The organism is Mesorhizobium sp. B1-1-8, assembly GCF_006442795.2.
In the GTDB taxonomy this organism is placed as follows: Bacteria; Pseudomonadota; Alphaproteobacteria; order Rhizobiales; family Rhizobiaceae; genus Mesorhizobium.
The window spans coordinates 187,209-213,780 of record NZ_CP083956.1; the positions used below are offsets into that span (position 1 = coordinate 187,209).

Here is a 26,572-nt window from a genome sequence, read left to right on the forward strand (position 1 = left end):
GATTTCCGGATTAAGGCTACACGCGGCCACTGTAAACCGACAAGCCCGGCGAAGCTGCTTCAACGAGCAGGCATTGCCGGGACTCGGTTGGCGGCCGACTGGCAGTTTGCTGGCGGTTTCCCCTGCTTTTCGAGCGGCCGGCATTAAACCCCGCAGCCACATCTGCTAGCGTTTCGCTATGAATATGCACATGCCAACCGATCCCGACGGCCTGGAAACAACAGCGGCGGCGCCAGCCATGGGCGGCGTCACGCCGATGATGGAACAGTATATCGAGATCAAGGCGGCGAACCCGGATTCGCTCCTGTTCTACCGCATGGGCGATTTCTACGAGCTGTTCTTCGACGACGCCGAAAAGGCTAGCCGGGCGCTCGGCATCGTGCTGACCAGGCGCGGCAAGCACCAAGGCCACGACATCCCGATGTGCGGCGTGCCGGTGCATGCGGCGGACGACTATCTGCAGAAGCTGATCGCGCAGGGTTTTCGCGTTGCCGTATGCGAGCAGATCGAGGATCCGGCGGAAGCCCGGAAGCGCGGCGGCAAATCGGTAGTGCGCCGCGACGTGGTGCGGCTGGTCACGCCTGGCACCATCACCGAGGACAAGCTGCTCGCGCCGTCGGAATCGAGTTTCCTGATGGCATTGGGGCGCGTGAAGGGCAGCAGCGACACAAGAGGCGGGGAGCGCGGCAGCGCGACGGGGAACCCAGGAAGTTTCGCGCTTGCGTGGATCGACATCTCGACCGGCGCTTTCAGGGTCGCCGAGACGACCGCAGAGCGGCTGCTTGCCGACATCTTCCGCGTCGATCCGCGCGAGCTGATCGTTGCCGAACCGGTCTTCCACGATGCCGAGCTTAGGCCTGTGTTCGATGTGCTCGGCCGCGTCGCCAACCCGCAGCCGCCTTCGCTGTTCGATTCGGCATCGGCCGCGGGCCGCATCGCCCGCTTCTTCGAGGTGGCGACGCCGGACAGCTTCGGCGCGTTTTCGCGCGCCGAGCTCTCGGCGATCTCGGGGGCCATCGCCTATGTCGAGAAGACGCAAAAGGCCGAGCGGCCGCCGCTGTCGCGCCCCGAGCGCGAGGAAGCCGGCTCGACGCTGTTCATCGATCCGGCGACCCGCGCCAATCTGGAACTGTTGCGCACGCTTTCCGGCAGCCGCGACGGCTCGCTGTTCAAGGCGATCGACCGCACGGTGACCGGCGGCGGCGCAAGGCTGCTTGCCGACCGGCTGATGGCGCCGCTCACCGATCCGGCGGCGATCGCGGCAAGGCTGGACTCGGTGTCGTTCTTCCGCACCGAGACGCGGCTCTGCCAGGGGTTGCGGACGAGCCTGAAAGGCGTCGCCGACATGCCGAGGGCGTTGTCGCGACTGGCGCTCAACCGCGGCGGCCCGCGCGATCTCGGCGCGCTGCGGGCCGGCTTCGAAGCGGCCGGCGCGATCGCCGAACTGTTCGAGGGCGCAGAGCTGCCCGCCGAGCTGGCTGCGGCGCTGGCGGCAATCAAGGCTTTGCCCGAAAAGCTAGCCCGGCACCTCAGCGAAGCGCTCGACGACGAACTGCCGCTCATCAGGCGCGACGGCGGCTTCGTGCGCGCCGGCTATCACGCCGAGCTCGACGAGATGCGGGCGCTCCGCGACGAATCGCGCAAAGTGATCGCCGGGCTGGAGCGCTCGCTGATCGAGGAAACCGGCATCCGCTCGCTAAAAATCCGGCACAACAATGTGCTGGGCTATTACATCGAGGTCACCGCCAACCATCACGCGGCGATGACCGGCAGCGACGGCGCCAAGGCGCGCTTCATCCACCGCCAGACCATGGCCAACGCCATGCGCTTCACCACGACCGAGCTGGCCGAGCTGGAGACGAAGATCGCCAATGCCGCCGACCGGGCGCTGAGCATCGAGCTTGCCGCCTTCGATCGGCTGACCATGGAAGTCGTGGGAGAAGCTGACGCGATCCGCGCCGGCGCCGAGGCGCTCGCTGTCCTCGACGTGTCGGCCGCGCTTGCCCTGCTTTCGGAGAGCGAGGCCTGGTGCCGGCCGCTGGTCGATGCCAGCCTTGCCTTCGAGATTTGCGGTGGGCGCCACCCGGTGGTCGAACAGGCGCTGCGCCGTTCGGGCGAAGGGCCGTTCGTCGCCAATGACTGCAATTTGTCGCCGGAAGGCAACGCGAAAAACGGCGCGATCTGGCTGCTCACAGGCCCCAATATGGGCGGCAAGTCGACCTTCCTGCGGCAGAACGCGCTGATTGCGATCCTCGCCCAGACCGGCTCGTTCGTGCCGGCGCAAAGCGCCCATATCGGCGTCGTCGACCGGCTGTTCTCGCGCGTCGGCGCCTCCGACGATCTGGCGCGCGGCCGCTCGACCTTCATGGTCGAGATGGTCGAGACGGCGGCGATCCTCAACCAGGCGGGCGAGCGGGCGCTCGTCATCCTCGACGAGATCGGCCGCGGCACCGCGACCTTCGACGGCCTGTCGATAGCCTGGGCGGCGGTCGAATATCTGCATGAGAAGAATCGCTGCCGGGCGATCTTCGCCACGCATTTCCACGAGATGACGGCGCTGGCCGGCAAATTGCCGCGGCTCTCCAACGTCACCATGCGGGTCAAGGAATGGGAAGGCGATGTCGTCTTCCTGCATGAGGTCGGCAAGGGCGCGGCCGACCGCTCCTACGGTGTGCAGGTGGCGCGGCTCGCCGGTCTGCCCGAGGCCGTCGTGGCGCGCGCGAAAGAAGTGCTGCGCCAGCTGGAAGAAGGCGAAGTCTCGGGCAAGGCGAACCGGCTGGTCGACGACCTGCCGCTGTTTTCGGTGGCGGTGAAACGGGAAGCGCCGAAGCCGGTGAAGGACGATGCGCTGGGTGCGGCCTTGGTCGAGATCAATCCCGACGAGATGACGCCAAGGGAGGCGCTGGAAGCACTGTACCGGCTGAAGGGGCTGGCGACAAAACAATAGCAGCCGTCCGGGCACTGCTCATTGTGCCATTCGGTAAAAGCGCCGGTTCTATACGGGCTCAAAGCGGAAGCCGGTTTCGGTTCGGAAGATCCGCCCGACACCCGGTGAATCGAGATGCGCTCCTGCAACGCACCAGGCGTTGTCGGCGGCAAGGGCCATTATCCGCAGCCGGCTTGCTCGCGCTTGCTCCTGATCCGCGTCGAATTCCCACGCAACCTCCGGCCGATCGAACTGAAGCGACGGCACATGCACGATGTCGCCCCAGATCAACAATGTTTCGCCCCTGCTCGTCACCCGAAAACATGTGTGGCCGACTTCGTGGCCAGGGGTGGCGATCGTCTCGATGCTCACACCCAGGCGCTGTCCAGGGTCGAAAGGTTCGGCGCGGCTGTGGAAGCGCTTCAATCTCGCCTCTTGCCGAAACATGTCGAGCTCGGCTCGAGGGACAAGCAAGCGGCAGAGTTGCGGGAAACCGTCCCCGCCATTCGGAAGGATGAGCCCCTGGATATGGTCGAGATGGGTGTGGGTGAAGGCAACCGTGCGTATCCGATCGACGGCGATCTTCGCCTCGCTCAGCGCCTGCGGCAGAAAGCCCATCGTCGGGTGCCAGGCGTTCGAGGATCCGGTATCGATCAGCGTGATGTCTTCGCCGTCGTGGACGGCAAAGGCATTGACCGACAATCGGAGCGCGCCTTCGAAGAGCGGCACCTGCGAGGGGAGATCGTCGCCGAAAGGCTTGTCTCCCGGCTGGCGCAGTCTCCGGACCGGCATGTCGACATAACCGTCGCGCAGCGAGGTGACGGTCAAGTCGCCGATTTTATAGGTCGTGTGATAAGACCCGTCTGAAACTCGTTCCAATGCTTGCTCTCTTTCAGCCGTGCATTCCGACGTGGGGTTTTCGGCTAGATCATCTCCAGGCCGCGCTTGCGCGTCGGCGGCGGGAAGGCGCGGTCGAGCTCGGCGAAATCCTCCGGCGTCAGCCTGATGTCGAGCGCGGCGGCGTTCTGGCGGACGTGCTCCTGCCGGCTGGCTTTCGGGATGGCGATAACGCCTTGCTGCGCCATCGTCCAGGCAAGTGCGATCTGCGCTGCCGTGGCGTTGTGTCGGGCGGCGATCGCGTCAAGCCTGGCGTTGCGTGCCAAGGCGCCCTGCTCGACCGGCGAATAGGCCATCAGCGGAATGCCGCGCTTCAGGCTCCAGGGCGCGAGGTCGAATTCGGGTCCGCGGCGCGAGAGATTATAGAGGACCTGGTTGGTCTGGACGTTGCCGCCGTGGGCCAGGTCGACCAGTTCCTCCATCTCGTCGGTGTCGAAATTGGAGACGCCCCAGTGGCGGACCTTGCCGGCCGCCTTCAAGGCCTCGAAGGCTTCGACGGTTTCTGCCAAAGGCACGCTGCCCGGCCAGTGCAGCAGATAGAGATCGATGCGGTCGGTGGCGAGCCGTTTCAGGCTGTTCTCGCAGGCCCGCTCGACGCCGGCGCGCGAAGCGTTGGTCGGCAGCACCTTGGAGACCAGGAAGGTCTCGTCACGGCGCCCGGCAACAGCTTCCGCCACCACTTCCTCGGCGCCGCCGCCGGCATACATCTCCGCCGTATCGATCAGCGTGATGCCGAGGTCCAGGCCAAGCCTCAATGCCGCAACCTCGTCGGCGCGGCGCCGGCGGTCCTCGCCCATTTTCCATGTGCCTTGACCGAGCACCGGAACGGCTTCACCGGACGGTAGAGTGGTGGTTCTGATTTCAGCAGATTTCGGCTTGGAAGACATGGTGGCTTGCTCCGCGTGAAGCCGGATCGCAGCACAGCCATGGCCGGAAATCCAGAGCGAAGGCCTCACCTTCGTCCAGAGTCCTGGCTCTGGCTGCTACTGCACCGGATGCTTGGCAAGCCAGTCCTGCATTTCCTTGATCTCGGTTTCCTGCGCCTTGACGACGCCTTCGGCGAGCTTGCGGATTTCCGGGTCCTTGCCATTGGCGATCACCACCTTGGCCATATCGATGGCGCCCTGATGATGCGGGATCATGCCGCGGACGAAGTCGACATCTGCATTGCCGGTGTATTTGATCGTCATGTCCTTGTGCATCTTTTTCATCGCCTTCTCGTAGCCGACTGTGGCCGGGCTCTGGGCGCCCATCGCCATCTTGGACATATCGTGCTTCATCTCCTCCGACGAGGCCGGCACGCTTTCGAGGAAGACGGCAAGCAGCATTCCAGCCGCCATCAGCAACAGCACGATTTTCTTCGCCAGCGTCATTCAAGCTCTCCTTGTGGTTGGGGTTCGTATCTGGGGGTTTTGGTCAGAGTTTCAACGTCCTCAGCCGCAAGGCGTTGCCTATCACCGAGACCGACGACAGGCTCATCGCCGCCGCCGCGATCATCGGCGACAGCAGTGTGCCGGTAAGCGGATAGAGCACGCCGGCCGCGATGGGCACGCCGAGCACGTTGTAGAGAAAGGCGAAGAACAGGTTCTGGCGGATGTTGCGGATCGTCGCCTGGGCGAGCGTGCGGGCTCTGACGATGCCGTTGAGGTCGCCCTTGACCAGCGTGATGCCGGCGCTTTCGACCGCGACATCGGCGCCCGTGCCCATGGCGATGCCGACATCGGCGCCAGCCAGCGCCGGCGCATCGTTGACGCCGTCGCCGGCCATCGCAACACCGGCGCCGCTCGCGCGCAGCTCCTCGACCAGCGCGCCCTTTTGCTCGGGCAGCAAGCCGGCGCGCACCTCGTCGATGCCGAGCCTGCCGGCTATAGCTTTCGCGGTGCGCTCATTGTCACCGGTCGCCATGATGATCCTCAAGCCCTTGTCGTGCAGCGCCCTGATCGCTTCGGCCGTCGTTGCCTTGACCGGGTCGGCGACGGCGACGATGCCGGCCAACCCGCCGTCAACCGCAACGAACATCACCGTCTTACCTTCGGCCTGCAGCGCGTCGGCATTGGCCGCCGACGTGTCGATGCCGAGGTCCTTCATCATCGCGGCATTGCCGAGCGCCACCTTCTTGCCTGACACCGTGCCGGACACACCTTTGCCGGTTGCCGCCTCGAAGCCGTCGGCGTCAGCGATCTTCACGCCGCGCTCGGCCGCGCCTTCGACTATGGCCTCAGCCAGCGGATGCTCCGAACCTTTCTCTAGCGCGGCAGCGAGCGCCAGAAGGCCATTCTCATCAATGTCGTCGGCCGCCACCACGTCGGTCAATTTCGGCCGGCCCTCGGTCAGAGTGCCGGTCTTGTCGACGATCAGCGTGTCAACGGAAGCAAAACGCTCCAGCGCCGCGGCTTCCTTGACCAGCACGCCGGCGTGGGCGCCGCGCCCCGTGGCGGTCATGATCGACATCGGCGTGGCGAGGCCCAGCGCACAGGGGCAGGCGATGATCAGCACCGACACCGCCGACACGATGGCGAAGATCAGGCTGGGCTCGGGGCCGAAGAGCGACCAGGCTGCGAAGGCGATGATCGCCACGAGCACCACTGCCGGGACGAAATAGAAGGAGACGCGGTCGGCCAACCCCTGGATCGGCGCGCGCGAGCGCTGCGCCCTGGCGACCATCTCGACGATGCGCGACAGCGTGGTCTCGGCGCCGACCTTCTCGGCGCGCATGATCAGCGAGCCGTTTTTGTTCAGCGTGCCGCCGGTGAGAGGATCGCCTTTCGATTTTTCGACCGGAAGCGGTTCGCCGGTGATCATTGATTCGTTGACCGCCGAGCGTCCCTCGAGCACGGTCCCGTCGACCGGGACCGCGTCGCCCGGACGGACGCGGAGCTTGTCTCCGGTATTGACGCTGTCGAGCGGCACGTCCTTCTCGGACCCGTCGGCGCCGATCAGGCGCGCCGTCTTCGGCGCCAGGTCGAGCAAGGCGCGGATGGCCGAGCCGGTGCGCTCGCGGGCTCTGAGCTCCAGCACCTGGCCGAGGAATACCAGCGCGACGATCACGGCGGCCGCCTCGAAATAGACCGGCACGGCGCCGTCATGGCCGCGGAACTGATGCGGGAAGACTTCCGGGAACAGCGTTGCGACAAGGCTGAACAGATAGGCGGCGCCGACGCCGAGCGAAATCAGCGTCCACATGTTGGGGCTGCGGTTCAGGATCGATTCCCAGCCGCGATGGAAAAAAGGGAAGGCCGCCCACAGCACCACCGGGCTTGCCAGCGCCAGCTCCAACCAGGTTTTCGTCCGGCCGTCGATGAAGCTTTCGAAGCTGACGCCCAGCATCGGCGCCATGGCAATGACGAGAAGCGGCAGCGAGAGCACCGCGCTGACCCACAAGCGGCGGGTGAAATCGACGAGTTCCGGGTTCGGACCTTCATCACCGGTTGGCACGCCCATCGGCTCCAGCGCCATGCCGCAGATCGGGCAGGAGCCGGGCTTGTCGCGGATGATCTCGGGGTGCATCGGGCAGGTGTATTGTGTGCCTTTCGGCATCGGCTCCGGCTCAGGCCGGCCGGAAAGGTATTTTTCCGGCTCGGCTTCGAACTTGCCCTTGCAGCTCTCTGAGCAGAAGTAGAAGCCCTGCCCTTCGTGGCGAATAAAGTGCTTGGCACTCGCTCGGTCGACCTTCATGCCGCAGACGGGATCGGTGGCCGTCAAATATTTGTCCGGCTCAGCCTGGAACTTCGCGCGACAGCGCTCGCTGCAGAAATGAAAGGTCCGGCCGGCATGCTCGGCCGTCGGCTTGCCGGCGGCCGGATCGACCGTCATGCCGCAGACCGGATCGCGAATCACCGCCACGGTTCCGGGTGTGGCATTTTTCGCCGAACAGCAGGATGCGCCGTGTGCATGATGATGGTTGTGGTCGGGATGGCTCATGAGCAAATGCCTCGGAATTCTCGAATTGAGGCGGAGGTAGCCCTTCCAGCAACTGGAAGGTCAAGGGCCAGTTTCAATTTTCGGAAATTCCGGCCCGGCCTTGCGCTGCATCAATCGCACGTCATTGAAAGCGCGGCCGCCAGCCCCATACACAGCGCCGCGAAAACACGCTATAGACGCCGCCGAAATGGCAAAGATCTCCCTGAAACTCGACGAGCTCATCGACGGCGATGCCTTGCGCCGCGACATGACCGCACTGACGGCGGCGAGCACCGGCGACGGCTCCGGCAAGGCCACGCGCATGGCCGTCCTCCATCTGCTCAAAGATCGGCTGGCGGAAGGGCGAAAGATTGCCGAGGCGATGTTGAAGGAGGACGGCGGCGGCAATGCCTGCGCCGAACGGCTGTCGCATCTGATGGATGAGCTGATCCGGGCGCTTTACGATTTCGCCGCCGCCCATGTCTACCGGGTCAAGAACCGCTCGGCGGCGGAGCGCATGGCGGTCGTCGCGGTCGGCGGCTATGGGCGCGGCACGCTGGCGCCGGGTTCCGACATCGACCTGCTTTTCCTGCTCCCCTACAAGCAGACCCCATGGGGCGAGCAGATCGTCGAATACATGCTCTACATGCTGTGGGACATGGGGCTGAAGGTCGGCCACGCCACCCGCAACATTGACGAATGCTTGCGCCTGTCGCGCACCGACATCACCATCCGCACCTCGATCCTGGAAGCGCGCTTCCTGTGGGGCGAACGCAAGCTCTATGACGAGCTGCTGACCCGCTTCGACCATGAGGTGGTACGCACCACCGGGCCCGAATATGTGCAGGCCAAGCTTGCCGAGCGCGACGAGCGCCACGCCAAGGCCGGCGAGAGCCGCTACCTGGTCGAGCCCAACGTCAAGGACGGCAAGGGCGGGTTGCGCGACCTGCAGACGCTGTTCTGGATCGGTAAGTATTTCTACCGCGTGCGCACCGGCCAGGAACTGGTCGAGAAGGGCGTCTTCACCGAGGCCGAATATCGCGAGTTCCAAAAGGCCGAGGATTTCCTCTGGGCGGTGCGCTGCCATATGCATTTCCTCACCGGCAAGGCGGAGGAGCGGCTGCATTTCGACATCCAGCGCGAGATCGCCGAGCGGCTGGGCTACACCACGCATCCCGGCCTGTCGGCGGTCGAGCGCTTCATGAAGCACTATTTCCTCGTCGCCAAGGACGTCGGCGATCTCACCCGCATCTTCTGCGCCGCGCTCGAGGAGGAGCAGGCCAAGCATGTGCCCGGCTTCAACCGCATCTTCCTCACCTTCCAACGGCGCAAGAGGAAGCTTGCCGGAACCTCAGACTTCATCGTCGACAATCACCGCATCAATGTCGCCGACGACAGCGTGTTCGAACGCGATCCGGTCAACCTGCTCAGACTGTTCTGGTTCGCCGACAAGCACGGGCTGGAATTCCACCCCGACGCGCTGAAGCTGCTCACCCGCTCGCTCGGCCTGGTCAACAAATCGCTCAGGCGCGACGAGGAGGCCAACCGGCTGTTCCTCGACATTCTGACCTCGGACCGCAACGCCGAGCTCAATCTGCGGCGCATGAACGAGGCCGGGCTGCTCGGCAGGCTGATCCCGGATTTCGGCAAGATCGTCGCCATGATGCAGTTCTCGATGTATCACCACTACACGGTGGACGAGCACCTGATCCGCTGCATCGGCGTGCTGGCCGAGATCGAGCGCGGCGACGGCCAGAAGGTGCATCCGCTGTCCCATACGCTGATGCCTGGCTTGAGGAAGAGCCGCGAGGCGCTCTATGTCGCGGTGCTGCTGCACGATATCGCCAAGGGCCGGCCGGAAGACCACTCGGAGGCCGGGGCCAGGATCGCGCGGCGCATCTGCCCGCATATGGGGCTCTCCGCCGCCGATACCGAGACCGTCGCCTGGCTGGTCGAGAACCACCTCGTGATGTCGATGACGGCGCAGACGCGCGACCTCAACGACCGCAAGACGATCGAGGATTTTGCCTCGATCGTGCAATCGGCCGAGCGGCTGAAGCTGCTTTTGATCCTCACCGTCTGCGATATCAGGGGCGTCGGGCCGGGCGTCTGGAACGGCTGGAAGGGGCAATTGCTGCGCACGCTCTATTTCGAGACCGAGCTGCTTTTGACCGGCGGCTTTTCCGAGGTGTCGCGCGCCGAGCGCATTGCAGCGGCACGCGAGCAGCTGGCCGGGGCGCTCGCCGCCTGGCCGGCGAAAGAGCGCAAGCGCTATGTCGCGCAGCACTACGAAAATTACCTGCTGGCTGTCGACCTGCCCGACCAGCTGCGGCATGCCGAATTCGTCCGTGAGGCGGATGCGGCCGGCAAGAAGCTCGCCACCATGGTCAAGACGCATGAATTCGAAGCGGTGACCGAGATCACCGTGCTGGCGCAGGACCATCCGCGCCTGCTCTCGGTGATTGCCGGCGCCTGCGCTGCCGCAGGCGGCAATATCGTCGACGCGCAGATCTTCACCACCTCGGACGGACGCGCGCTGGACTCGATCCTGATCTCGAGGGAATTCGACCTTGACGAGGACGAGCGGCGGCGCGCCGAGCGCGTCGGTAAGCTGATCGAGGATGTGCTGTCGGGCAAGAGCTGGCTGCCGGAGATGATCGAGAAGCGCGCCAAGCCGAAGCGCGGCGCCAAGGCCTTCCGCATCCAGCCTCGGGCCGAGATCCGCAACACGCTGTCTAACCGCTTCTCGGTGATCGAGATCGAGGGCCTGGACCGGCCGGGCCTGCTTTCCGAGATCACCCGCGCGCTGTCGGATCTGTCGCTCGACATCGCCTCGGCCCACATCACCACGTTCGGCGAAAAGGTGATCGACACCTTCTACGTCACCGACCTCACCGGCCAGAAAATCGACAGCCCGACACGCATCGCCGCCATCCACAAGCGGCTGATCGATACGCTGGAGGGCAACGCGTCCGAACGCAACGGAAAGACCAAGGCAGCCGCCGAGTGACCATGCATTTGTCGCAATTTTCGTTGCAGTCGTCCCGCGCATGAGCCTTGTCAAGAAATTCGCCACCGTCGCCTCAGGCACGCTGATGAGCCGCGCGCTGGGTTTCGGCCGCGAGATGCTGATGGCGGCCGCTCTCGGCACCGGGCCAGTCGCCGATGCCTTCAACGCCGCCTTCCAGTTCCCCAACACCTTTCGCCGGCTGTTCGCCGAGGGCGCCTTCAACGCCGCCTTCGTGCCGCTGTTCGCCAAGGAGATCGAGACGCACGGCACCGAAGGCGCCAAGCGCTTCTCGGAGGAAGTGTTCGGCGTGCTGTTCTCGGCGCTGCTGGCGCTGACCATCGTCATGGAACTGGCGATGCCGCTGATCGTGCGCTACCTGGTGGCGCCGGGCTTCGCCGACACGCCGGGCAAGTTCGAGACGACCGTCACGCTGGCGACGATCATGTTCCCCTACCTCATCTGCATGTCGCTCGGCGCCATGATGGCCGGCATGCTGAATTCGCTGCGCCGCTATTTCGCCGCGTCCGTCGCGCCGGTGTTCCTCAACATCATCCTGATCGGCGTGCTGGCCTATGCCTGGTATCACGGGCTGGATGCCCGCGCCGTCGGCTTCGGCCTCTCCTGGGGCGTGCTTGCGGCCGGGCTGGTGCAGCTCGCCATCGTCTGGGTGGCGGTGCGCAACGCCGGCATCTCGATCGGTTTTCGACGGCCGAAGATGACGCCATCGGTCAAGCGGCTCCTGATCCTGGCGCTGCCGGCGGCGATCACCGGCGGCATCACCCAGATCAACCAGCTGATCGGCACGGCGATCGCGTCGGCGCAGGACAGCGCCGTGTCCTCGCTCGCCTATGCCGACCGCGTCTACCAGCTGCCGCTCGGCGTCGTCGGCGTGGCGGTGGCGATCGTGCTGTTGCCGGAACTGTCGCGGGCGCTGAAATCGGGCAATCTGATCGAGGCCGCCAATCTGCAGAACCGCTCGGTAGAGTTCACTTTGTTCATGACGCTGCCGGCGGCGGCGGCGCTCTGGGTCATGTCGGAGCCGATCGTGCGGCTGGTCTACGAGCGCGGCGCCTTCGCCGCCAACCATTCGACACCGGTGGTGGCGGCGATCCTGGCGATCTTCGGCCTCGGCCTGCCGGCCTTCGTGCTGATCAAAGCCTTCACGCCCGGCTATTTCGCGCGCGAGGACACGCGCACGCCAATGATCTTCGCCGCCATCTCGGTCGGCGTGAACGTCGCCACCGCGCTGACGCTGTTTCCGTCGATGGGCGCGCCGGGCATCGCGGTGGCGTCCGCGGTCGCTGGCTGGGTCAACGCGATGATGCTGCTCGCCGTGCTGATCCGGCGCGGCCATTGGGGCCGCGACATACCATTGCTCAAGCGCATTCCCAGGCTGGTGCTGTCGGCGGCGATCATGGCAACGGCACTCTATTTCGCCGAGCACTATTTCGCCGTCAGGCTCGGACCCGGCTCGCCGCTGGTCATCAAGGCGACGACGCTGCTGGCGCTGGTTGCCGGCGGGGCGGCGCTCTATTTCATCGCCGCCTTCGCCACCGGCGGCGCCGATTTCGGCATGATCCGCAGGAACGTGAAGCGGGGCTCGGCGAAATCTGCGTCGCGGGAATCGAATACCGGCCTGGACGAATAATTCGAGCTGGCTTGCAGCAACACCGGTATTGATCCCGCAAACACCTTCGTCCATAAGCGCGCCGTCGAAAGACTTTCGCCACTCGCGGTTCCCAGCCGCATGATTGGGTTCCAAAAAGTCTGCAATTTTTTGGAATCATGCCTAGACGGCCCTCCACAAGCCAAGAGGAAACCATGTCCGCCTTCAAGCCACTCGTCTTTTCGGGCGTCCAGCCGACCGGCAATCTGCACCTCGGCAATTATCTCGGCGCCATCAAGAAATTCGTCGCCTTGCAGGAGACGTCAGACTGCATCTATTGCGTAGTCGACCTGCATTCGCTGACGGCGCAGCTTGTCTACCAGGACCTTGCCGACCAGACGCGTTCGATTACCGCAGCCTTCCTCGCCTCCGGCATCGATCCGAAGAAGCACATCGTCTTCAACCAGTCGCGGGTCATGCAGCACGCCGAGCTTGCCTGGATCTTCAATTGCGTGGCGCGCATCGGCTGGATGAACAAGATGACGCAGTTCAAGGACAAGGCCGGCAAGGACCGCGAGAACGCCTCTCTCGGCCTGCTCGCCTATCCCAGCCTGATGGCGGCCGACATCCTGCTCTACCGCGCCACCCATGTGCCTGTCGGCGAGGACCAGAAGCAGCATCTGGAGCTCACCCGCGACATCGCCCAAAAATTCAACAACGATTTTTCCGAGCGCATTGCGGCGCTCGGTGTCGGCGTCGAAATGCAGGTAGGCGAGGAGACCGTCAACGGCTATTTCCCCATCACCGAACCGGTCATCGGCGGCCCGGCGGCGCGCATCATGAGCTTGCGCGACGGCTCGAAGAAGATGTCGAAGTCGGACCCGTCGGACCTGTCGCGCATCAATTTGACCGACGATGCCGACACCATCTCGAAGAAGATCCGCAAGGCCAAGACCGATCCCGAGGCCTTGCCGAGCGAGGTCGACGGGCTGGAAAGCCGGCCGGAAGCGGAAAACCTGGTCGGTATCTATGCCGGGCTGGCCGATGTCTCGAAGCAAGACGTGCTGAAGGAGTTCGGCGGCCAGCAGTTTTCCGTGTTCAAGCCGGCGCTCGCCGACCTTGCGGTGGAAAAGCTGGCGCCGATCGCCGGCGAGATGCGCCGCATCGAAGGCGACCGCGCCTATGTCGACGCCGTGCTCAAGGACGGCGGCGACCGCGCCCGTACGTTGGCCGAAGCGACGATGAGGACGGTGCGCGACATCATCGGCCTGCTGCAGGACTGAGCGAGCCAACTTCGTGGACCAGTTCGTGGACCAGCAGCGCCGCACCGGACGGCGGCTTGCCGCCGACCCGTGGCGGTGGCAGATTGCGCCCGAATTGATACCGAGCAGATAGACATGGTTTCCAAACGCCTCAGCCGCGAAGCCGGGCATCGCCGAAAATTCCTGGCGATCATCGATGACACGCCCGAATGCGAACGCGCCGTCGCCTACGCCTCGAAGCGGGCGCAAAGCACCAGCGGCGTGCTGGTGCTGCTCTATGTCATCGAGCCCGACGATTTCCAGCACTGGCTGGGTGTCGAAAAGATCATGCGCGAGGAAGCGACGGCGACCGCGCGCGCCGCGCTCGACAGCTACGCCAACAAGGTGCGCCAGAAGGTCGGCATCGAACCGGAGCTGGTGGTGCGCGAAGGCAAGCCGACCGAGGAGATCCACAAGCTGATCGAGGAAGACCAGGACATCGCCATCCTGGTGCTAGCGGCCGGGGCCGGCAAGGAAGGTCCGGGGCCGCTGGTCGGCGCCGTGGCCGGCAAGGGCGCCGCCTTCCCCATTCCGGTCACCGTGGTGCCGCAGAATCTGTCGGACGAGGAGATCGAGAGCCTGGCCTGACGCAGCCCAGGTCTCGAGACAGGCAACCGCTTTCCCAGCGACATATCGGCGCAACCACGTTCGTGTCATGGCCCCTTGGCCTGTCTTTGCAGCGCGCCATTTTGGAATCGTCACGCAGATGACATTCCATGGAGGGCCGATGGCCAAATCGAAGCGCGGGGCAAGCCGAAGCAGAAAGTCGACACATCAAAGCGAGGCAGCCGGACCATCGGTACAGCCCCGCTCGCAAGCAGCACGATCGCAGGAAAGAGCAAGGCAGACGCCTCATGCGCAGCAGGAGCGCAAGCGCCGCGTGCTCGCCAAGGGCCATCCGGCCATCGTGGACAGCATTGCCGGAGCGGTTACCGTCAAGAATCTCGATCTTTATTATGTCGTCGCTTCCGACGCTCAGATCCCGCTGAAAGGCGGGCACGGCTTCGGGCTGTATTTCCACGACTGCCGCTTCCTCGGCGGCTATGAGATGACATTGGGCGGCTTGCCCCCGATCGTGCTGGCCTCGACCGCGCAAAAGGGTTACGCCGCGCTTTTCGAATTGGCCAATCCCGACCTCCATTGCGACGGAGGGCGACTGATCCCCAAGGACGAGCTCGGCATCCGCTGGGAGCGCATCCTCGATGCGGGACAAACATGCGTGCGGGAGGTCCTGACCATCCAGAATTTCGGCAACGAGCCGCATGGCTTTCCGCTGGCCCTGCATTTCGGCGCCGGTTTCGAGGATATTTTCAATGTGCGCGGGTTGGTGCCGAGGTACCCCGGCAGGTCCGAGCGGCCCGCCTGGCGGGAGGGCAGGCTGCACTTTGTGTATCACGGCGCCGACCAGGTTCGCAGAACGGCGACAATCGTCTTCTCGCCGACGCCCGATGCGATGCACAAGACGGCGGCCGAGTTCCGGCTCGATGTGCCGTCGGGCGAAAAGCGCATCATCGCAATCACCATAGAACTGAGGGAACTGCCCGAAGAGCCTGAGCCCGAGCAGTCGAGCCAACACCCGGCGGCGTTTGCTCTCGGCAGCCTTGCCGGGAAGGTTCAGTCAGACACCGAAGATTGGCTGGAGCAACATACGAAATTCGACAGCGACAGCCTGCTGCTTAACAGCATCATGGACCGCTCGCTGCGCGACCTCGCAGTGCTCAGATCCGATCTCGGCAACAGGGAGTATTTTGCCGCCGGCGTGCCGTGGTTCGTTGCCCTCTTCGGGCGCGACAGCCTGATCGTCGCGCTCGAGATGCTCGCCTTTCAGCCGGAGATCACCGCCGAGACGCTGCGCCTCCTTGCCAGTTACCAGGGACTGCGAACGGATCGATGGCGAGAGGAACAGCCCGGCAAGATCCTGCATGAGCTGCGCGTCGGCGAGCTCGCCCGTGCAGGCGATGTCCCGCATGCCAGGTTCTACTGCACGGTCGACGCGACCCCGCTTTTCCTGCTGCTTCTCGGCCGCCATGCGACATGGACAGGCGACCTTGCGCTCTTCCGCGAACTGCAGGAGCCCGTGGAACGGGCCTTGGGCTGGATCGCAAAGGCCGGAGACAATCACGGCGGAGGCTATCTCAAATATCGCACCATATCGGAGAGCGGCCTTATCAATCAGGGATGGAAGGACTCCGCCGGTGCGATCGTCAGGACTGACGGCGGCATCGCCAGGCCGCCGATCGCGCTTGTCGAGGTGCAAGGCTATGTCTTTGCCGCCAAACACGCGATCGCCGACCTCTACGAACGCACGGGAAAGCGCGATCGCGCCAGGCAGCTTCGCGAAGAGGCCGAAAGGCTTCGCACGCGGTTCAACCGCGACTTCTGGTGCGAGGACCAAGGTATCTTTGCCCTTGCGCTCGAAGCGCGAAGGCGCCCGCTCGGGGTCGTTTCCTCAAATCCCGGGCAGGCGTTGTGGACCGGTATCGCGGACAAGGACAAGGGCCGCCGGTCGGCTCGGCGGCTGATGCAGGACGACATGTTCAGCGGCTGGGGCGTGCGCACGCTTTCGACCGCCGAGCGGCGTTACAATCCCGTCGGATATCATCTCGGAACCGTCTGGCCGCACGACAACGCATTGCTGGCAGCCGGTTGCCGACAGTATGGCGAGGACGACGCCGCGCTGCGGATCTTCACTGCCATCGCCGAGGCGGCGATGCACTTCCGCCACCATCGGCTGCCCGAGGCGATGGCGGGGTTTCCACGCAAGGATTTTCAGGTGCCGGTGCACTATCCCGTGGCCTGCCACCCGCAGGCTTGGGCGGCGGGGGCAGTGCCGTTCCTGGTGACCACCTGCCTCGGCCTGGAGCCCGATGCCTTTGCCGGCAAGCTTCGGATCGTGCGGCCGCGGCTGCCCGATTTCGTCAATCGCATCGAGCTTCGCGGGCTGCGGGTCGGCGGCGGATCTGCCGATCTCGAATTCAGGCGGACGGCCGACGGAGCCGAGGTGAACATCCAGAAGACGAGTGGACAACTCAGCGTCGAAATCGGAGGATGAACTGGCCGCGGTCGAAGCGCTCCGACCGGGCAAAGACATTCCGCCAGCCAGCCATCCGGGCGATGCGTTTCGCTTGAATGTCCAGCCGACAAAGCCTATTTAGAATTATTCCAAACTGTACGCCCTTGCGGGCATGGAGCCAGCCCATGTTCATCCAGACCGAATCGACGCCAAACCCGGCGACGCTGAAGTTCCTGCCCGGCAGGGAGGTGCTTCGCGAAGGCACCGCCGACTTCCGCAACGCCGAAGCGGCCGCTCAGGCCTCGCCGCTGGCCGGCCGACTGTTCGATATCCCCGGCGTCACCGGCGTCTTTTTCGGCTACGATTTCATCACCGTCACCAAGGACGGCCCCGACTGGCAGCATCTGAAGCCGGCCATCCTCGGCGCCATCATGGAACATTTCATGTCGGGCACGCCCGTCATGGCGTCGAGCGGGCCTGCGGCCGAGACCAGCCAGACCGGCGAATTCTATGACAAGGCCGATGAGGAGCTGGTGCTGACCATCAAGGAGCTGCTCGACACGCGCGTGCGTCCGGCGGTCGCCCAGGACGGCGGCGACATCACCTTCCGCGGCTTCGAGAACGGCACCGTGTTCCTGCACATGAAGGGCGCCTGCGCCGGCTGCCCGTCGTCGACGGCGACGCTGAAGCACGGCATCCAGAACCTGCTTCGTCATTTCGTGCCTGAAGTACAGCACGTCGAACAGGTCGCCTGATCTTTTCGCGGCGCGCCGCGACCATGTTCGCCACAACAAAAAACCGGGCCCCAACAGCCCGGTTTTCTGTTCTGGACGTCTTGTTGTTGCCTAGACGGTCCGCTTGCGAAAGCTTTTGCCTTCGGTCTTCGTGATCACAACACGATGACCTTGGCGCCGACCGAGGTGCGGTCGTAGAGATCGATAATGTCCTGGTTCATCAGCCGGATGCAGCCCGACGACATCGCCTTGCCGATTGAATTCCATTCCGGGCTGCCATGCAGGCGATAACCCATGTCGCCGCCCTTGTTGAACAGATACATGGCGCGTGCGCCGAGCGGGTTCATCAGGCCCGGCTCCATGCCGCCGGCGAATTTGGCGAGCTCGGGCTGGCGCCTGATCATCTGCGAGGGCGGCGTCCAGGTCGGCCATTCGCGCTTCAGCGCGATATGGGCGGTGCCGTGCCACTCGAACCCTTCGCGGCCGACGCCGATGCCGTAGCGCATCGCCATGCCGTCACCCTCGACGAAGTAGAGGAACTTGTTCTGGGTATCGACGATGATAGTGCCCGGCTTCTCCGGGGAGTCGTACCGCACTTCCTGCCGGTGATACTTTAGGGGCACCTTCTCTATCGGGATGCGCGGCAGCTGATAGCCGGCATCGGTCATCGCGCCATAGTTGTTGGTGAACAATTGCCCGCCGATGGTGCTGCAGCCGCTGATCGCCGTCGATAACGCAAGAGCAGCGACGATTGCAAATGACTTCACGCGCATGAATAGGTCCGCTGCCCTGCCTGAATATCAGCGGCACGAGTCGGCCGCTTTGTTGCCTACATTCATGCTGGCAATTCTTTTGCTTGCCAAGCAGGTACTGCCTATATGCGAGGTTCTACCTGCCGGTAAGCACGCAACTGCGACATTTCGGCAACAGGCCCTACAGGATTGTGAAACAAAATCAATGGGGCCTGCCCGAAGCACCGCTGAAGACAAAGGAGAGCGCCATGAATGTCGGTGATGCCGCGGAGCGTTCCGGCCTGCCGGCCAAGACCATCCGCTATTATGAGGAGATCGGCCTGATCCGGCCGGCGCGGGCCGAAAACGGCTACCGCGATTATTCCGGCGACGACATCCACAGGCTGGCTTTCCTGCGCCGCGCCCGCAATCTCGGCTTTTCAATCGACGATTGCAGGCAGCTTATGGCGCTTTACCAGGATCGCAGCCGCGCCAGCCACGACGTGCGCGAAATCGCCGCCGCCCATGTCAGGGCGATCGAGGAGAAGGTGCGCGAGCTGCAGTCGATGCGCGCGACGCTGCAGACACTGATCCACGCGTGTCATGGTGACGCGCGGCCGGAGTGTCCGATATTGGATGATATGGCGGGGGTGGTGGAGGACGAGAAGGCGTTGCTCGCGTAATTTTTGTCGATGGGGGAGCAAGCCAGCGACAAGCGCCTCAACCAAACTGGTGCAAGAGCGGGAAGGTGGAGAGTAGCGCTGTTCGCCTGCTATGTGTTTGGGTTGTGGATAATTTCCCACAGATGTCCGTCCGGGTCACGAAAGTAACCGGAGTAGATACTCCAGGGTCTGTCGTGCAGTTCAGTGACGGGTGCTCCCGCCGCTTCGGCTTTGGCTAGCAGCTCGTCCACTTACTGCCGGGTCTCGACGACATGGCCAAGGCTGAACTCCCCGCTACGCGCCGGCCCGGGTGCGATGCCTGCGTCTTTAGCAAGTTCACTACGCGGGTAAAGGGCGAGAGGCACGCATCAGTGGTTCCCATCCATCGGGCTGGTTTGTCAACCAGATAATCGCCGTCAAACAACGGGTTCAAACCGTGAGCAAAATCTGGCATGGTGGCTCCCATGCCTATCATCTCCCCGATTCCCATCAATCCCCTGATCGACGGCCGCCAGTCGGAGCGCGCCATGCTGGTGAGGCGCGGCGTGCAGCGTCTGCTCAAGGAAATGGGCGCGCATGTGCTGCCAGAGCTGTCGCTCGCGACCGGCCGGCGCGCCGATCTCGTCGCGCTGACGCGGCAGGGCGACATCTGGATCATCGAGATCAAATCCTCGATCGAGGATTTCCGGGTCGACCGCAAATGGCCGGACTATCGCCTCCACTCGGACCGCTTCTTCTTCGCCACCCATCCCGGCGTGCCCTCGGAGATTTTCCCCGAAGAATGCGGCTTCATCCTTTCCGACGGCTACGGCGCCGAGATCCTGCGCAACGCGCCGGAGCACCGCATGGCGGCCGCAACGCGCAAGGCGCTGATGCTGCGCATCGCGCGAGCGGGTGCTGCGCGCCTGCTGGCGGCGGAACTCGCCGGGGTTTCAGTGCCGGCGCTGGAGGGGGAGAGCGAGTAGCCGGTTCCTCGCCCACGAAGTGGTCCGCCTTCGCCTGGGCCTGGCCTACTCCACTTCTTCCTCAACTCCACCAGTGGCGGGCGCCATCAGCAGCACCGCGGCGCCAAGCAGTGCTGCGAGCAGCGAGCCGGCAAGGATGCCGATCTTCACCGCGTCCTGAAGCGCCACATCGCCGGCGAAGGCGAGAAGGCCGATGAAGAGGCTCATGGTGAAGCCGATGCCGCACAGCAGCGAAATGCCGATCATGTGCGTCCAGCCGGCATTGACCGGCAGGTCGGCAAGGCCGAGCCGGATGGCAAGCGCGGAGGAGCCGAAGACGCCGACCAGCTTGCCCAGCACAAGGCCGGCGGCGACGCCGAGCGTCAGCGGTTCGACCAGCCCGGCGAGGCTGAGGCCGCCAAGCGAGACGCCGGCATTGGTGAAACCGAAGATCGGGATGACGATGAAAGACACTATTCTGTATAGGCCGTGTTCCAGCCTATGCAGCGGCGAATGCTCGGTGTCATGGCCGATGCCGGCGGTGCGTTCGAGCGGGATGGTGAGCGCCAGCGCCACGCCGGCAAGCGTGGCATGCACGCCCGATTTCAGCACCAGCACCCAAAGCACCGCGCCAAGCACCAGATAAGGCACGAGGTTCATCACCCGCATGCGGTTGAGCACGATGAGCACGGCGATGACGGCGAAGGCTGAGCCGAGATAGGCGAGCGACAGACCGGTGGTGTAGAAGATCGCGATGATGATGACGGCGCCGAGATCGTCGATGATGGCGAGCGCGGTCAGGAACACCTTCAGCGAGGCCGGCACGCGGCTGCCGAGCAGCGACAGCACGCCGAGCGCGAAGGCGATGTCGGTGGCGGTCGGAATCGCCCAGCCGGAGAGTGCTGCGGAATTGTTGCGGTTGATCGCGACATAGACCAGCGCCGGCACCACCATGCCGCCGGCGGCGGCGATGCCGGGCAGCACCCGGCGCGGCCAGGTCGAGAGCTGGCCGTCCAGCATCTCGCGCTTGATCTCCAGCCCGACCAGCAGGAAGAACACCGCCATCAGCCCGTCATTGATCCAGTGCGAGACGCTGAGCGGCCCGAGATAGGCATGGAGGACGGCGAAATAGGTTTCGGCCAAGGGCGAATTGGCGACGATCAGCGCAAGGGCCGCGGCCGCCATCAGGATGATGCCGCCGGCCGCCTCACTATCGAGGAATTCGCGCAGGATCGGTTTTGGCCGCTCGTCTTGCATGGTCGCTCCCTAACCCAGCCTATTGGCCGGGAACCTGTAGTCCATTGATGCGCAGCGCCAGTGGCGATGCAAGGCTTACGAGTTACACGGCAGCGCATGTTTCGAAAATTAACTAACCGCCCGTCCCATCGTCATCCACGGGCGAAGCAAGGAGCGAAGCGACGCGGCGCAGACCCGAGGATCCATTCCGTTACATCGGAGCGGTGCCAACGGTGCAGAATTCTGCTCCGCTGCGTTCTTCGGCCGGGGTCACGGAATGGATCCTCGGGTCTCCGCGTCCGCTTTGCTCCCGCTCCGCCCGTGGATGACGACGCCTGCCTAACGCGGCGCGCGCTTGGCCAGGATACGCTGCAAGGTGCGGCGATGCATGTTGAGCCGGCGCGCGGTCTCAGAAACGTTGCGGTCGCACATTTCGTAGACGCGCTGGATGTGCTCCCAACGGACCCGGTCGGCCGACATCGGATTTTCCGGCGGCGCGGCGCGCGTGCCCGAGGTGCGGGTCAGCGCGGCAAAGACATCGTCGGCGTCGGCCGGCTTGGAGAGATAGTCGATGGCGCCGAGCTTCACCGCGGTCACCGCGGTGGCGATATTGCCGTAGCCGGTCAGGATGACGGTGCGGGCATCGTCGCGCTTCTCGCGGATGGCGGCAACGACGTCGAGGCCGTTGCCATCGCCCAGTCGCATGTCGACCACCGCATAGGCCGGCGGACGGGCGCGCGCCTTGGCGACCGCCTCTTCGACGCTCTCGGCCGTCTCGACCACGAAGCCCCTGGTTTCCATGGCCCGGGCAAGCCGGGTCACGAACGGCTTGTCGTCATCGACGATCAGCAGCGAGGTGTCCTCGCCCTCTACCATCGTAGCCGTGGTTTCGTCTGCGCTCATCGTCATTGCGATTCCTGCTGCCTTAATTTTACGCAGATACAATTCCGCAACACCAATGTCCAACTTTTAGAGCCAGTCGCAGGTTGCCATGCGGCCAGCAGCGCCGGCTCAGGTCCGGGTCAGGCCCGGCTCAGGCATTGTCGAACATGCTCGCCGGCGCCTGCTCTGGGTTGAGGAAGACACTGCGCGGCCAGGATACCTGCACCACGGCGCCTTCGCCGAGGCCGCTCGAATTGCGGAAATCGAGCGTCGCCCCGGAGCGCTCCAGCAAGGTCTTGGCGATGAACAGCCCCAGCCCGAGGCCACCGCCCGCCTCGTTGCCCTGGCGGGTCGACATATAAGGCTCGCCGATGCGGTCGATGATCTCGGCCGGGAAGCCAGGCCCGTCGTCGGTGATGGAGAGGGTGACTGCGACCTCGTCCCAGGTCCAGCTGATGGTGACCGACTTGCGGGCGAAATCGACGGCGTTCTCGACCAGATTGCCGAGCCCATAGATGACGCCGGGGCTGCGCTGCCCGACTGGCTCGGGGCCGATGCGCTCGCCGGGACGCAGCTGGATCGAAATGCCGAAATCGCGGTGCGGCGCCGTCACCTCCTCGATCAGCGAGGTCAGCGGCAGGCGCGACAGATGCGCCTCGCCCTCGGTGGACAGGCTGGTCAGCCGCTTCAGGATCTCGCGGCAGCGCTCGCTTTGCGTGCGCAGCAGCGTCACGTCCTCGCCATAGGTCGGATCCTTGCCGAGCGCCTTTTCCATCTCCCTGGAGACGAGCGCGATGGTGGCGAGCGGGGTGCCGAGCTCATGCGCGGCCGCGGCCGCAAGCCCGTCCAGCGCCGACAGATGCTGCTCGCGCTGCAGCACGAGCTCGGTGGCGGCCAGCGCATTGGCGAGCAGGCGTGCCTCGGCGGCGACGCGGAAGGCATAGATGGCGGTGAAGGCGATGGACGCGAACACCGCCATCCACATGCCGGCGACATAGATGAACGGCATCGGCAGCGGCGCGCCTTCATACCAGGGCAGCGGCAGATGATAGAACACCAGCAGGCTCGCCGCCGTCAGCACCAGTGCGCCCAGCACCGCGGTGAAGCGCAGCGGCAGAGACGCCGCCGAAATGACAACCGGCACCGAGAGCAGCACCGAGAACGGGTTGGTCAGCCCACCCGTCATGTAAAGCAGGCCGGTGAGCTGCAGGCCGTCAAAGGTCAGGATGCCGAAAGCCGAGGCAGGGGTCAGCCGGTGGGCGGCCGGATAGCGGAAGGTGAGCCACAAATTCATCCAGGCCGAGCAGGCGATGAGCGCGAAGCACATCGGGACCGGCAGCGGGAATTTCAGCCCGTAGGCCACCACCAGCACCGTCAGGCTCTGGCCGACGATGGCCAGCCAGCGCAGGCGGATCAGCGTGTTGAGCCGCAGCCGCTGGCTCAGCTGGAAATCGGGGGTGTTGAGGATGTTGATCATCGACTTACGATTATAACCGCGGGAGGGTAAGCGCTAGTAGTGCTGACCGGTCGGCAGCTGGTGTTTCGGTTCACCATCATGAGCGCTTGGTGATTGGCGAGACCCCCTCGCGATTTCGTCATCCACGGGCGCAGCGACGCGAAGCGGAGCGCAGACCCGAGGATCCATTCCGTTACCTTAACCATAGAATGCAACGGAGCAGAATTCTGAACCGTCGCAACGCCTGGAAGTCACGGAATGGATCCTCGGGTCTGCGCGCGTCGCTTCGCTCCTTGCTCCGCCCGTGGATGACGAAGTAATGGCGTTTGCGCCAATCACCAACGCACATTGTCCACTAACGCGAATGGCCTGCCGACGTGGCACGAACCTACGTCCCGCGCGGCTTGGCGCGGCTGGTTGCCGGGGCGAGCAGCGGGTTCTCCGGCCAAACATGTTTTGGGTAACGGCCGCGCATGTCGGCGCGCACATCCGCCCAGGAGCCGCGCCAGAAGCCGGGCAGGTCGCGGGTCGTCTGGATCGGCCGGTGCGCCGGCGACAACAGTTCGAGCGTCAGCGGCACGGTGCCGTTGGCGATCGAAGGATGGCGGTCGAGGCCGAACAATTCCTGGACGCGGATGGCCAGCACCGGCCACTCTCCTTCATAGCGGATCGGCACATGGCTGCCAGACGGCGCATCGAAATGCGTCGGCGCCAGCGCGTCGACCTTGCGCTGCAGGTCGTGCGGGACCAATGACATAAGAGCATTTGCAAGCGCCGCCGGCTTGATAGCCGAGAAGGAAGCGTCGCCGGCGAGAAACGGCAGCAGCCAGTCGTCGAGGCGATCGAGAAGGGCGGCATCGGAGACATCTGGCCAGGGCGCGCCGAGGCCACGATTGAGCCAGCCCAGCCGCTGGCGCAGCGTCTCGGCCTCCTTGCCCCAGTCGAGCAGCGACAAGCCGTGCTCGCGTAAAGCATCGAGGATGGCGCGGTCGGCATCGGCGCCCGACGGCGCCGGCAGCATGCGCTCGGACAGCGTGATGGCGCCGAGCCTGGCCGTCTCGCGCACGCGCACCGTGCGGCGCTCGCGGTCGAAGCTGGTCTCGCGCCGCGTCTCGATGCGGTCGGCGAGCGCCGCACGGATATCGGCTTCGTCGACCGGAGCCGCTGCGGTGATGCGGGCATTCTGCGCCTTGCCCTGCATATCGGCGACGACCAGCCAGGTCTCGCCGGCCAGCGGATCGGCGGCATCGACCACGGCGCCTGAGCCATTGGCCAGCACGAAGCGGCCGCGCTCGCCGCGCGCCCGTGCCACTCGGTCGGGCCAGGCGTGGATAAGGAGTGCGCCGGCGCCACCCTCCCCCCTGAGGGGAGGGTCGACCCGCGCAGCGGGGCGGGGTGGGGTCGCCGATGGCGTGCCCGAACCGACCCCACCCCGCTCCGCTATGCGGAGCGACCCTCCCCTCGAGGGGGAGGGTTTTGCCAGCCGCTCGGCGAGTTGCCGGGCGGCATTGGCGCGCGGCGATTTCTCGCTGCGAAAGCGCATCAGCCGGCGCTCGAGGTCGGCGCTGTCGCCGCCCAGCCCACGCTCGGTCAAGAGCACGGCAAGCGTCGCCGCCTCCAGCGCCTGTCCGCTCCTTGCCGCTTCGGCGACCATATGCGCCAGCCGCACCGGCAGCGCCAGCCCGCGCATCGCAGCGCCCGCTTCCGTCAAGCGGCCGGCCTCATCGATGGCGTGCAGGGCGCGCAGCAGCGCCCTCGCCTCGTTCAGTGCCGGCCCCGGTGGCGGATCGAGGAAGGCGAGGCTCGACGGATCGGCGACGCCGAAGGCGGCACAGTCGAGCAGCAGTCCGGAGAGATCTGCCTCGAGGATTTCCGGCGGCGTGAAGGCCGGCAGCGCCGCCGTCTGCTCGGCGCGCCACAGCCGGATGGCGACGCCGGCTTGCGTGCGCCCGGCGCGGCCAGCGCGCTGGTCGGCGGAGGCCTTGCTGACACGCACCGTCTCCAGCCGCGTCAGGCCGCTCGCCGGCTCGTAACGCGGCAGCCGCGACAGGCCGGAATCGATGACGACGCGCACGCCGTCGATGGTGATCGAGGTCTCGGCGATCGAGGTCGCCAGCACCACCTTGCGGCGACCGGCCGGCGCCGGCTTGATCGCGGCGTCCTGCGCCTTGTTGTCGAGTTGGCCGTAGAGCGGCACGATGTCCGTATCGGCGCCGACATTGCCGTGCAGCCGTTCGGCGGTGCGTTCGATCTCGCGCTGGCCGGGCAGGAAGGCGAGCACACTGCCCTGCTCGGTGGCGAGTGCTGAGCGAATCGCCTTGGCCATGGCGTCCTCGATGGCGACACCAGCCGGCCGTTCGTCATAACGTATATCGACCGGGAAAGCGCGGCCTTCGCTTTCGATCACCGGAGCTTGCACCAGGAGCCTCGCGACACGCGCGCCGTCGAGCGTCGCCGACATCACCAGCAGGCGCAGGTCGGGCCTGAGCGCGCCCTGCACGTCGAGCGCCAGCGCAAGGCCGAAATCGCCATCGAGCGAACGCTCATGGAATTCGTCGAAGATCACCGCCGAAACGCCGGGCAGTTCCGGATCGTCGAGGATCATTCGGGAAAGAACGCCCTCGGTGACGACGAGTATCCTTGTCCGGGCCGAGGTGCGGTTCTCCATGCGCATGGCATAGCCGACGGTGCCGCCGGGTTCCTCGCCCAGCAGCTCGGCCATGCGGCGGGCGGCGGCGCGGGCGGCGAGCCGGCGCGGCTCCAGCAGCACGATCTTGCCGGTGCCGAGCCAAGAGGCATCTAGCAGCGCCAGCGGCACCAGCGTCGTCTTGCCGGCGCCGGGCGGCGCCACCAGCACGGCGCTGTTGCGCCCGGCCAGCGCCTCGCCGAGCGCCGGCAGCACGGCGGAGACCGGAAGCTCCGGCAAGGGTTTTGTCGTCATCGCGCCCGCATATCAGCGGTCGTGCATGGCATGCAACTGTCGCACAAATTGAAGGCGCCGGCGCTGCCGGCGCACTTGCCGAAGGCTTCCGCTTCGAACCCACCTTCCCCTTCGCCGACATCCGCGCGCTGTTGCCGCCGGCGCCGCCGATCCGGCCGGTGACGGTAAGCACTAGGAGCGTCGGGTAAGCTGGCTGACGAACGACCCGACGAAGCATCCCGGCGGGCATTTAGCAACGATTTCAATGAGGCTTTCGCTATGCTGCGGCGCAGCAACGAATTCGCTTGCCTTGTTTAGTAAAAATTGCATCACTAAACAAATTACTAAACATCC

At 65.1% G+C, this 26,572-nt stretch carries 19 protein-coding genes and 1 pseudogene; 10 read left to right on the forward strand and 10 right to left on the reverse strand.

The features are described 5' to 3' along the window. Positions 1-178: 178 nt before the first annotated feature. Complete coding sequence (gene mutS / locus FJ974_RS00890) at positions 179-2,947, forward strand: DNA mismatch repair protein MutS (protein WP_140534605.1); 2,769 nt, start codon at positions 179-181, stop codon at positions 2,945-2,947. Between the two features lie 48 nt (positions 2,948-2,995). Here mutS and FJ974_RS00895 read toward each other — a convergent pair whose 3' ends face one another. From FJ974_RS00895 to FJ974_RS00910, 4 genes are all read right to left on the reverse strand, one after another. Next, positions 2,996-3,805, reverse strand: coding sequence for an MBL fold metallo-hydrolase (locus tag FJ974_RS00895; protein WP_140534602.1), 810 nt, complete (start codon positions 3,803-3,805; stop codon positions 2,996-2,998). Positions 3,806-3,849: 44 nt separating this feature from the next. Further along, the gene (locus FJ974_RS00900; protein ID WP_140534600.1) at positions 3,850-4,710 is read right to left on the reverse strand and encodes an aldo/keto reductase; all 861 of its coding nucleotides are present in this window, start codon (positions 4,708-4,710) and stop codon (positions 3,850-3,852) included. Between the two features lie 96 nt (positions 4,711-4,806). Then, positions 4,807-5,196 carry a DUF305 domain-containing protein gene (locus tag FJ974_RS00905; protein WP_140534597.1) on the reverse strand — a complete coding sequence of 130 codons (390 nt, stop codon included), beginning with the start codon at positions 5,194-5,196 and terminating at the stop codon, positions 4,807-4,809. Between the two features lie 43 nt (positions 5,197-5,239). Further along, positions 5,240-7,744, reverse strand: coding sequence for a heavy metal translocating P-type ATPase (locus FJ974_RS00910; protein ID WP_140534595.1), 2,505 nt, complete (start codon positions 7,742-7,744; stop codon positions 5,240-5,242). Positions 7,745-7,931: 187 nt separating this feature from the next. On the opposite strand from FJ974_RS00910, the gene FJ974_RS00915 reads away from it, so the two are divergent. The 6 genes from FJ974_RS00915 to FJ974_RS00940 all read left to right on the forward strand — a co-directional run bounded on the left by FJ974_RS00915 (position 7,932) and on the right by FJ974_RS00940 (position 17,408). After that, positions 7,932-10,733 carry a [protein-PII] uridylyltransferase gene (locus tag FJ974_RS00915; protein ID WP_140534592.1) on the forward strand — a complete coding sequence of 934 codons (2,802 nt, stop codon included), beginning with the start codon at positions 7,932-7,934 and terminating at the stop codon, positions 10,731-10,733. A gap of 40 nt (positions 10,734-10,773) precedes the next feature. After that, positions 10,774-12,381, forward strand: a complete 1,608-nt coding sequence (gene murJ / locus FJ974_RS00920; RefSeq protein ID WP_140534589.1) for a murein biosynthesis integral membrane protein MurJ — start codon at positions 10,774-10,776, stop codon at positions 12,379-12,381. 173 nt (positions 12,382-12,554) lie between these two features. Next, the gene (gene trpS, locus FJ974_RS00925; RefSeq protein WP_140534586.1) at positions 12,555-13,622 is read left to right on the forward strand and encodes a tryptophan--tRNA ligase; all 1,068 of its coding nucleotides are present in this window, start codon (positions 12,555-12,557) and stop codon (positions 13,620-13,622) included. 114 nt (positions 13,623-13,736) lie between these two features. After that, positions 13,737-14,228, forward strand: a complete 492-nt coding sequence (locus FJ974_RS00930) for a universal stress protein (RefSeq protein ID WP_140534583.1) — start codon at positions 13,737-13,739, stop codon at positions 14,226-14,228. A gap of 292 nt (positions 14,229-14,520) precedes the next feature. Continuing rightward, positions 14,521-16,692 (forward strand): glycogen debranching N-terminal domain-containing protein, encoded by a 2,172-nt coding sequence (locus FJ974_RS00935; protein ID WP_226891438.1) that lies wholly within the window; start codon positions 14,521-14,523, stop codon positions 16,690-16,692. 146 nt (positions 16,693-16,838) lie between these two features. Further along, entirely contained in the window at positions 16,839-17,408 is a 570-nt protein-coding gene (locus FJ974_RS00940) for a NifU family protein (protein ID WP_140534578.1), read from the forward strand. A gap of 134 nt (positions 17,409-17,542) precedes the next feature. Here FJ974_RS00940 and FJ974_RS00945 read toward each other — a convergent pair whose 3' ends face one another. Then, positions 17,543-18,160, reverse strand: a complete 618-nt coding sequence (locus tag FJ974_RS00945; RefSeq protein WP_140534575.1) for a L,D-transpeptidase — start codon at positions 18,158-18,160, stop codon at positions 17,543-17,545. A 227-nt stretch (positions 18,161-18,387) separates the two neighbouring features. Here FJ974_RS00945 and cueR point away from each other — a divergent pair, with 227 nt between their 5' ends. Continuing rightward, positions 18,388-18,801, forward strand: coding sequence for a Cu(I)-responsive transcriptional regulator (gene cueR, locus FJ974_RS00950; protein ID WP_140534572.1), 414 nt, complete (start codon positions 18,388-18,390; stop codon positions 18,799-18,801). A gap of 89 nt (positions 18,802-18,890) precedes the next feature. On the opposite strand, the gene FJ974_RS30365 is transcribed toward cueR, so the two are convergent. Continuing rightward, positions 18,891-19,031, reverse strand: a complete 141-nt coding sequence (locus tag FJ974_RS30365) for a VOC family protein (RefSeq protein ID WP_413468330.1) — start codon at positions 19,029-19,031, stop codon at positions 18,891-18,893. A gap of 213 nt (positions 19,032-19,244) precedes the next feature. On the opposite strand from FJ974_RS30365, the gene FJ974_RS00955 reads away from it, so the two are divergent. Next, positions 19,245-19,745 (forward strand): MmcB family DNA repair protein, encoded by a 501-nt coding sequence (locus tag FJ974_RS00955; protein ID WP_181177185.1) that lies wholly within the window; start codon positions 19,245-19,247, stop codon positions 19,743-19,745. Positions 19,746-19,790: 45 nt separating this feature from the next. Here the strand turns inward: FJ974_RS00955 and nhaA are convergent, their stop codons facing one another. From nhaA to hrpB, 4 genes are all read right to left on the reverse strand, one after another. Then, positions 19,791-20,981, reverse strand: coding sequence for a Na+/H+ antiporter NhaA (gene nhaA / locus FJ974_RS00960; RefSeq protein WP_140534567.1), 1,191 nt, complete (start codon positions 20,979-20,981; stop codon positions 19,791-19,793). 318 nt (positions 20,982-21,299) lie between these two features. Next, positions 21,300-21,863, reverse strand: coding sequence for an ActR/PrrA/RegA family redox response regulator transcription factor (locus tag FJ974_RS00965; protein ID WP_181177184.1), 564 nt, complete (start codon positions 21,861-21,863; stop codon positions 21,300-21,302). Positions 21,864-21,993: 130 nt separating this feature from the next. Beyond that, positions 21,994-23,319: an ActS/PrrB/RegB family redox-sensitive histidine kinase gene (locus tag FJ974_RS00970; protein WP_140534564.1), complete on the reverse strand. Its 1,326-nt coding sequence runs from the start codon at positions 23,317-23,319 to the stop codon at positions 21,994-21,996. A gap of 367 nt (positions 23,320-23,686) precedes the next feature. Further along, positions 23,687-26,239, reverse strand: a complete 2,553-nt coding sequence (hrpB, locus tag FJ974_RS00975) for an ATP-dependent helicase HrpB (RefSeq protein WP_140534561.1) — start codon at positions 26,237-26,239, stop codon at positions 23,687-23,689. A gap of 68 nt (positions 26,240-26,307) precedes the next feature. On the opposite strand from hrpB, the pseudogene FJ974_RS00980 reads away from it, so the two are divergent. Continuing rightward, a pseudogene (locus tag FJ974_RS00980) lies at positions 26,308-26,427 on the forward strand (PIG-L family deacetylase); the annotation flags it as partial. Between the last annotated feature and the right edge of the window lie 145 nt (positions 26,428-26,572).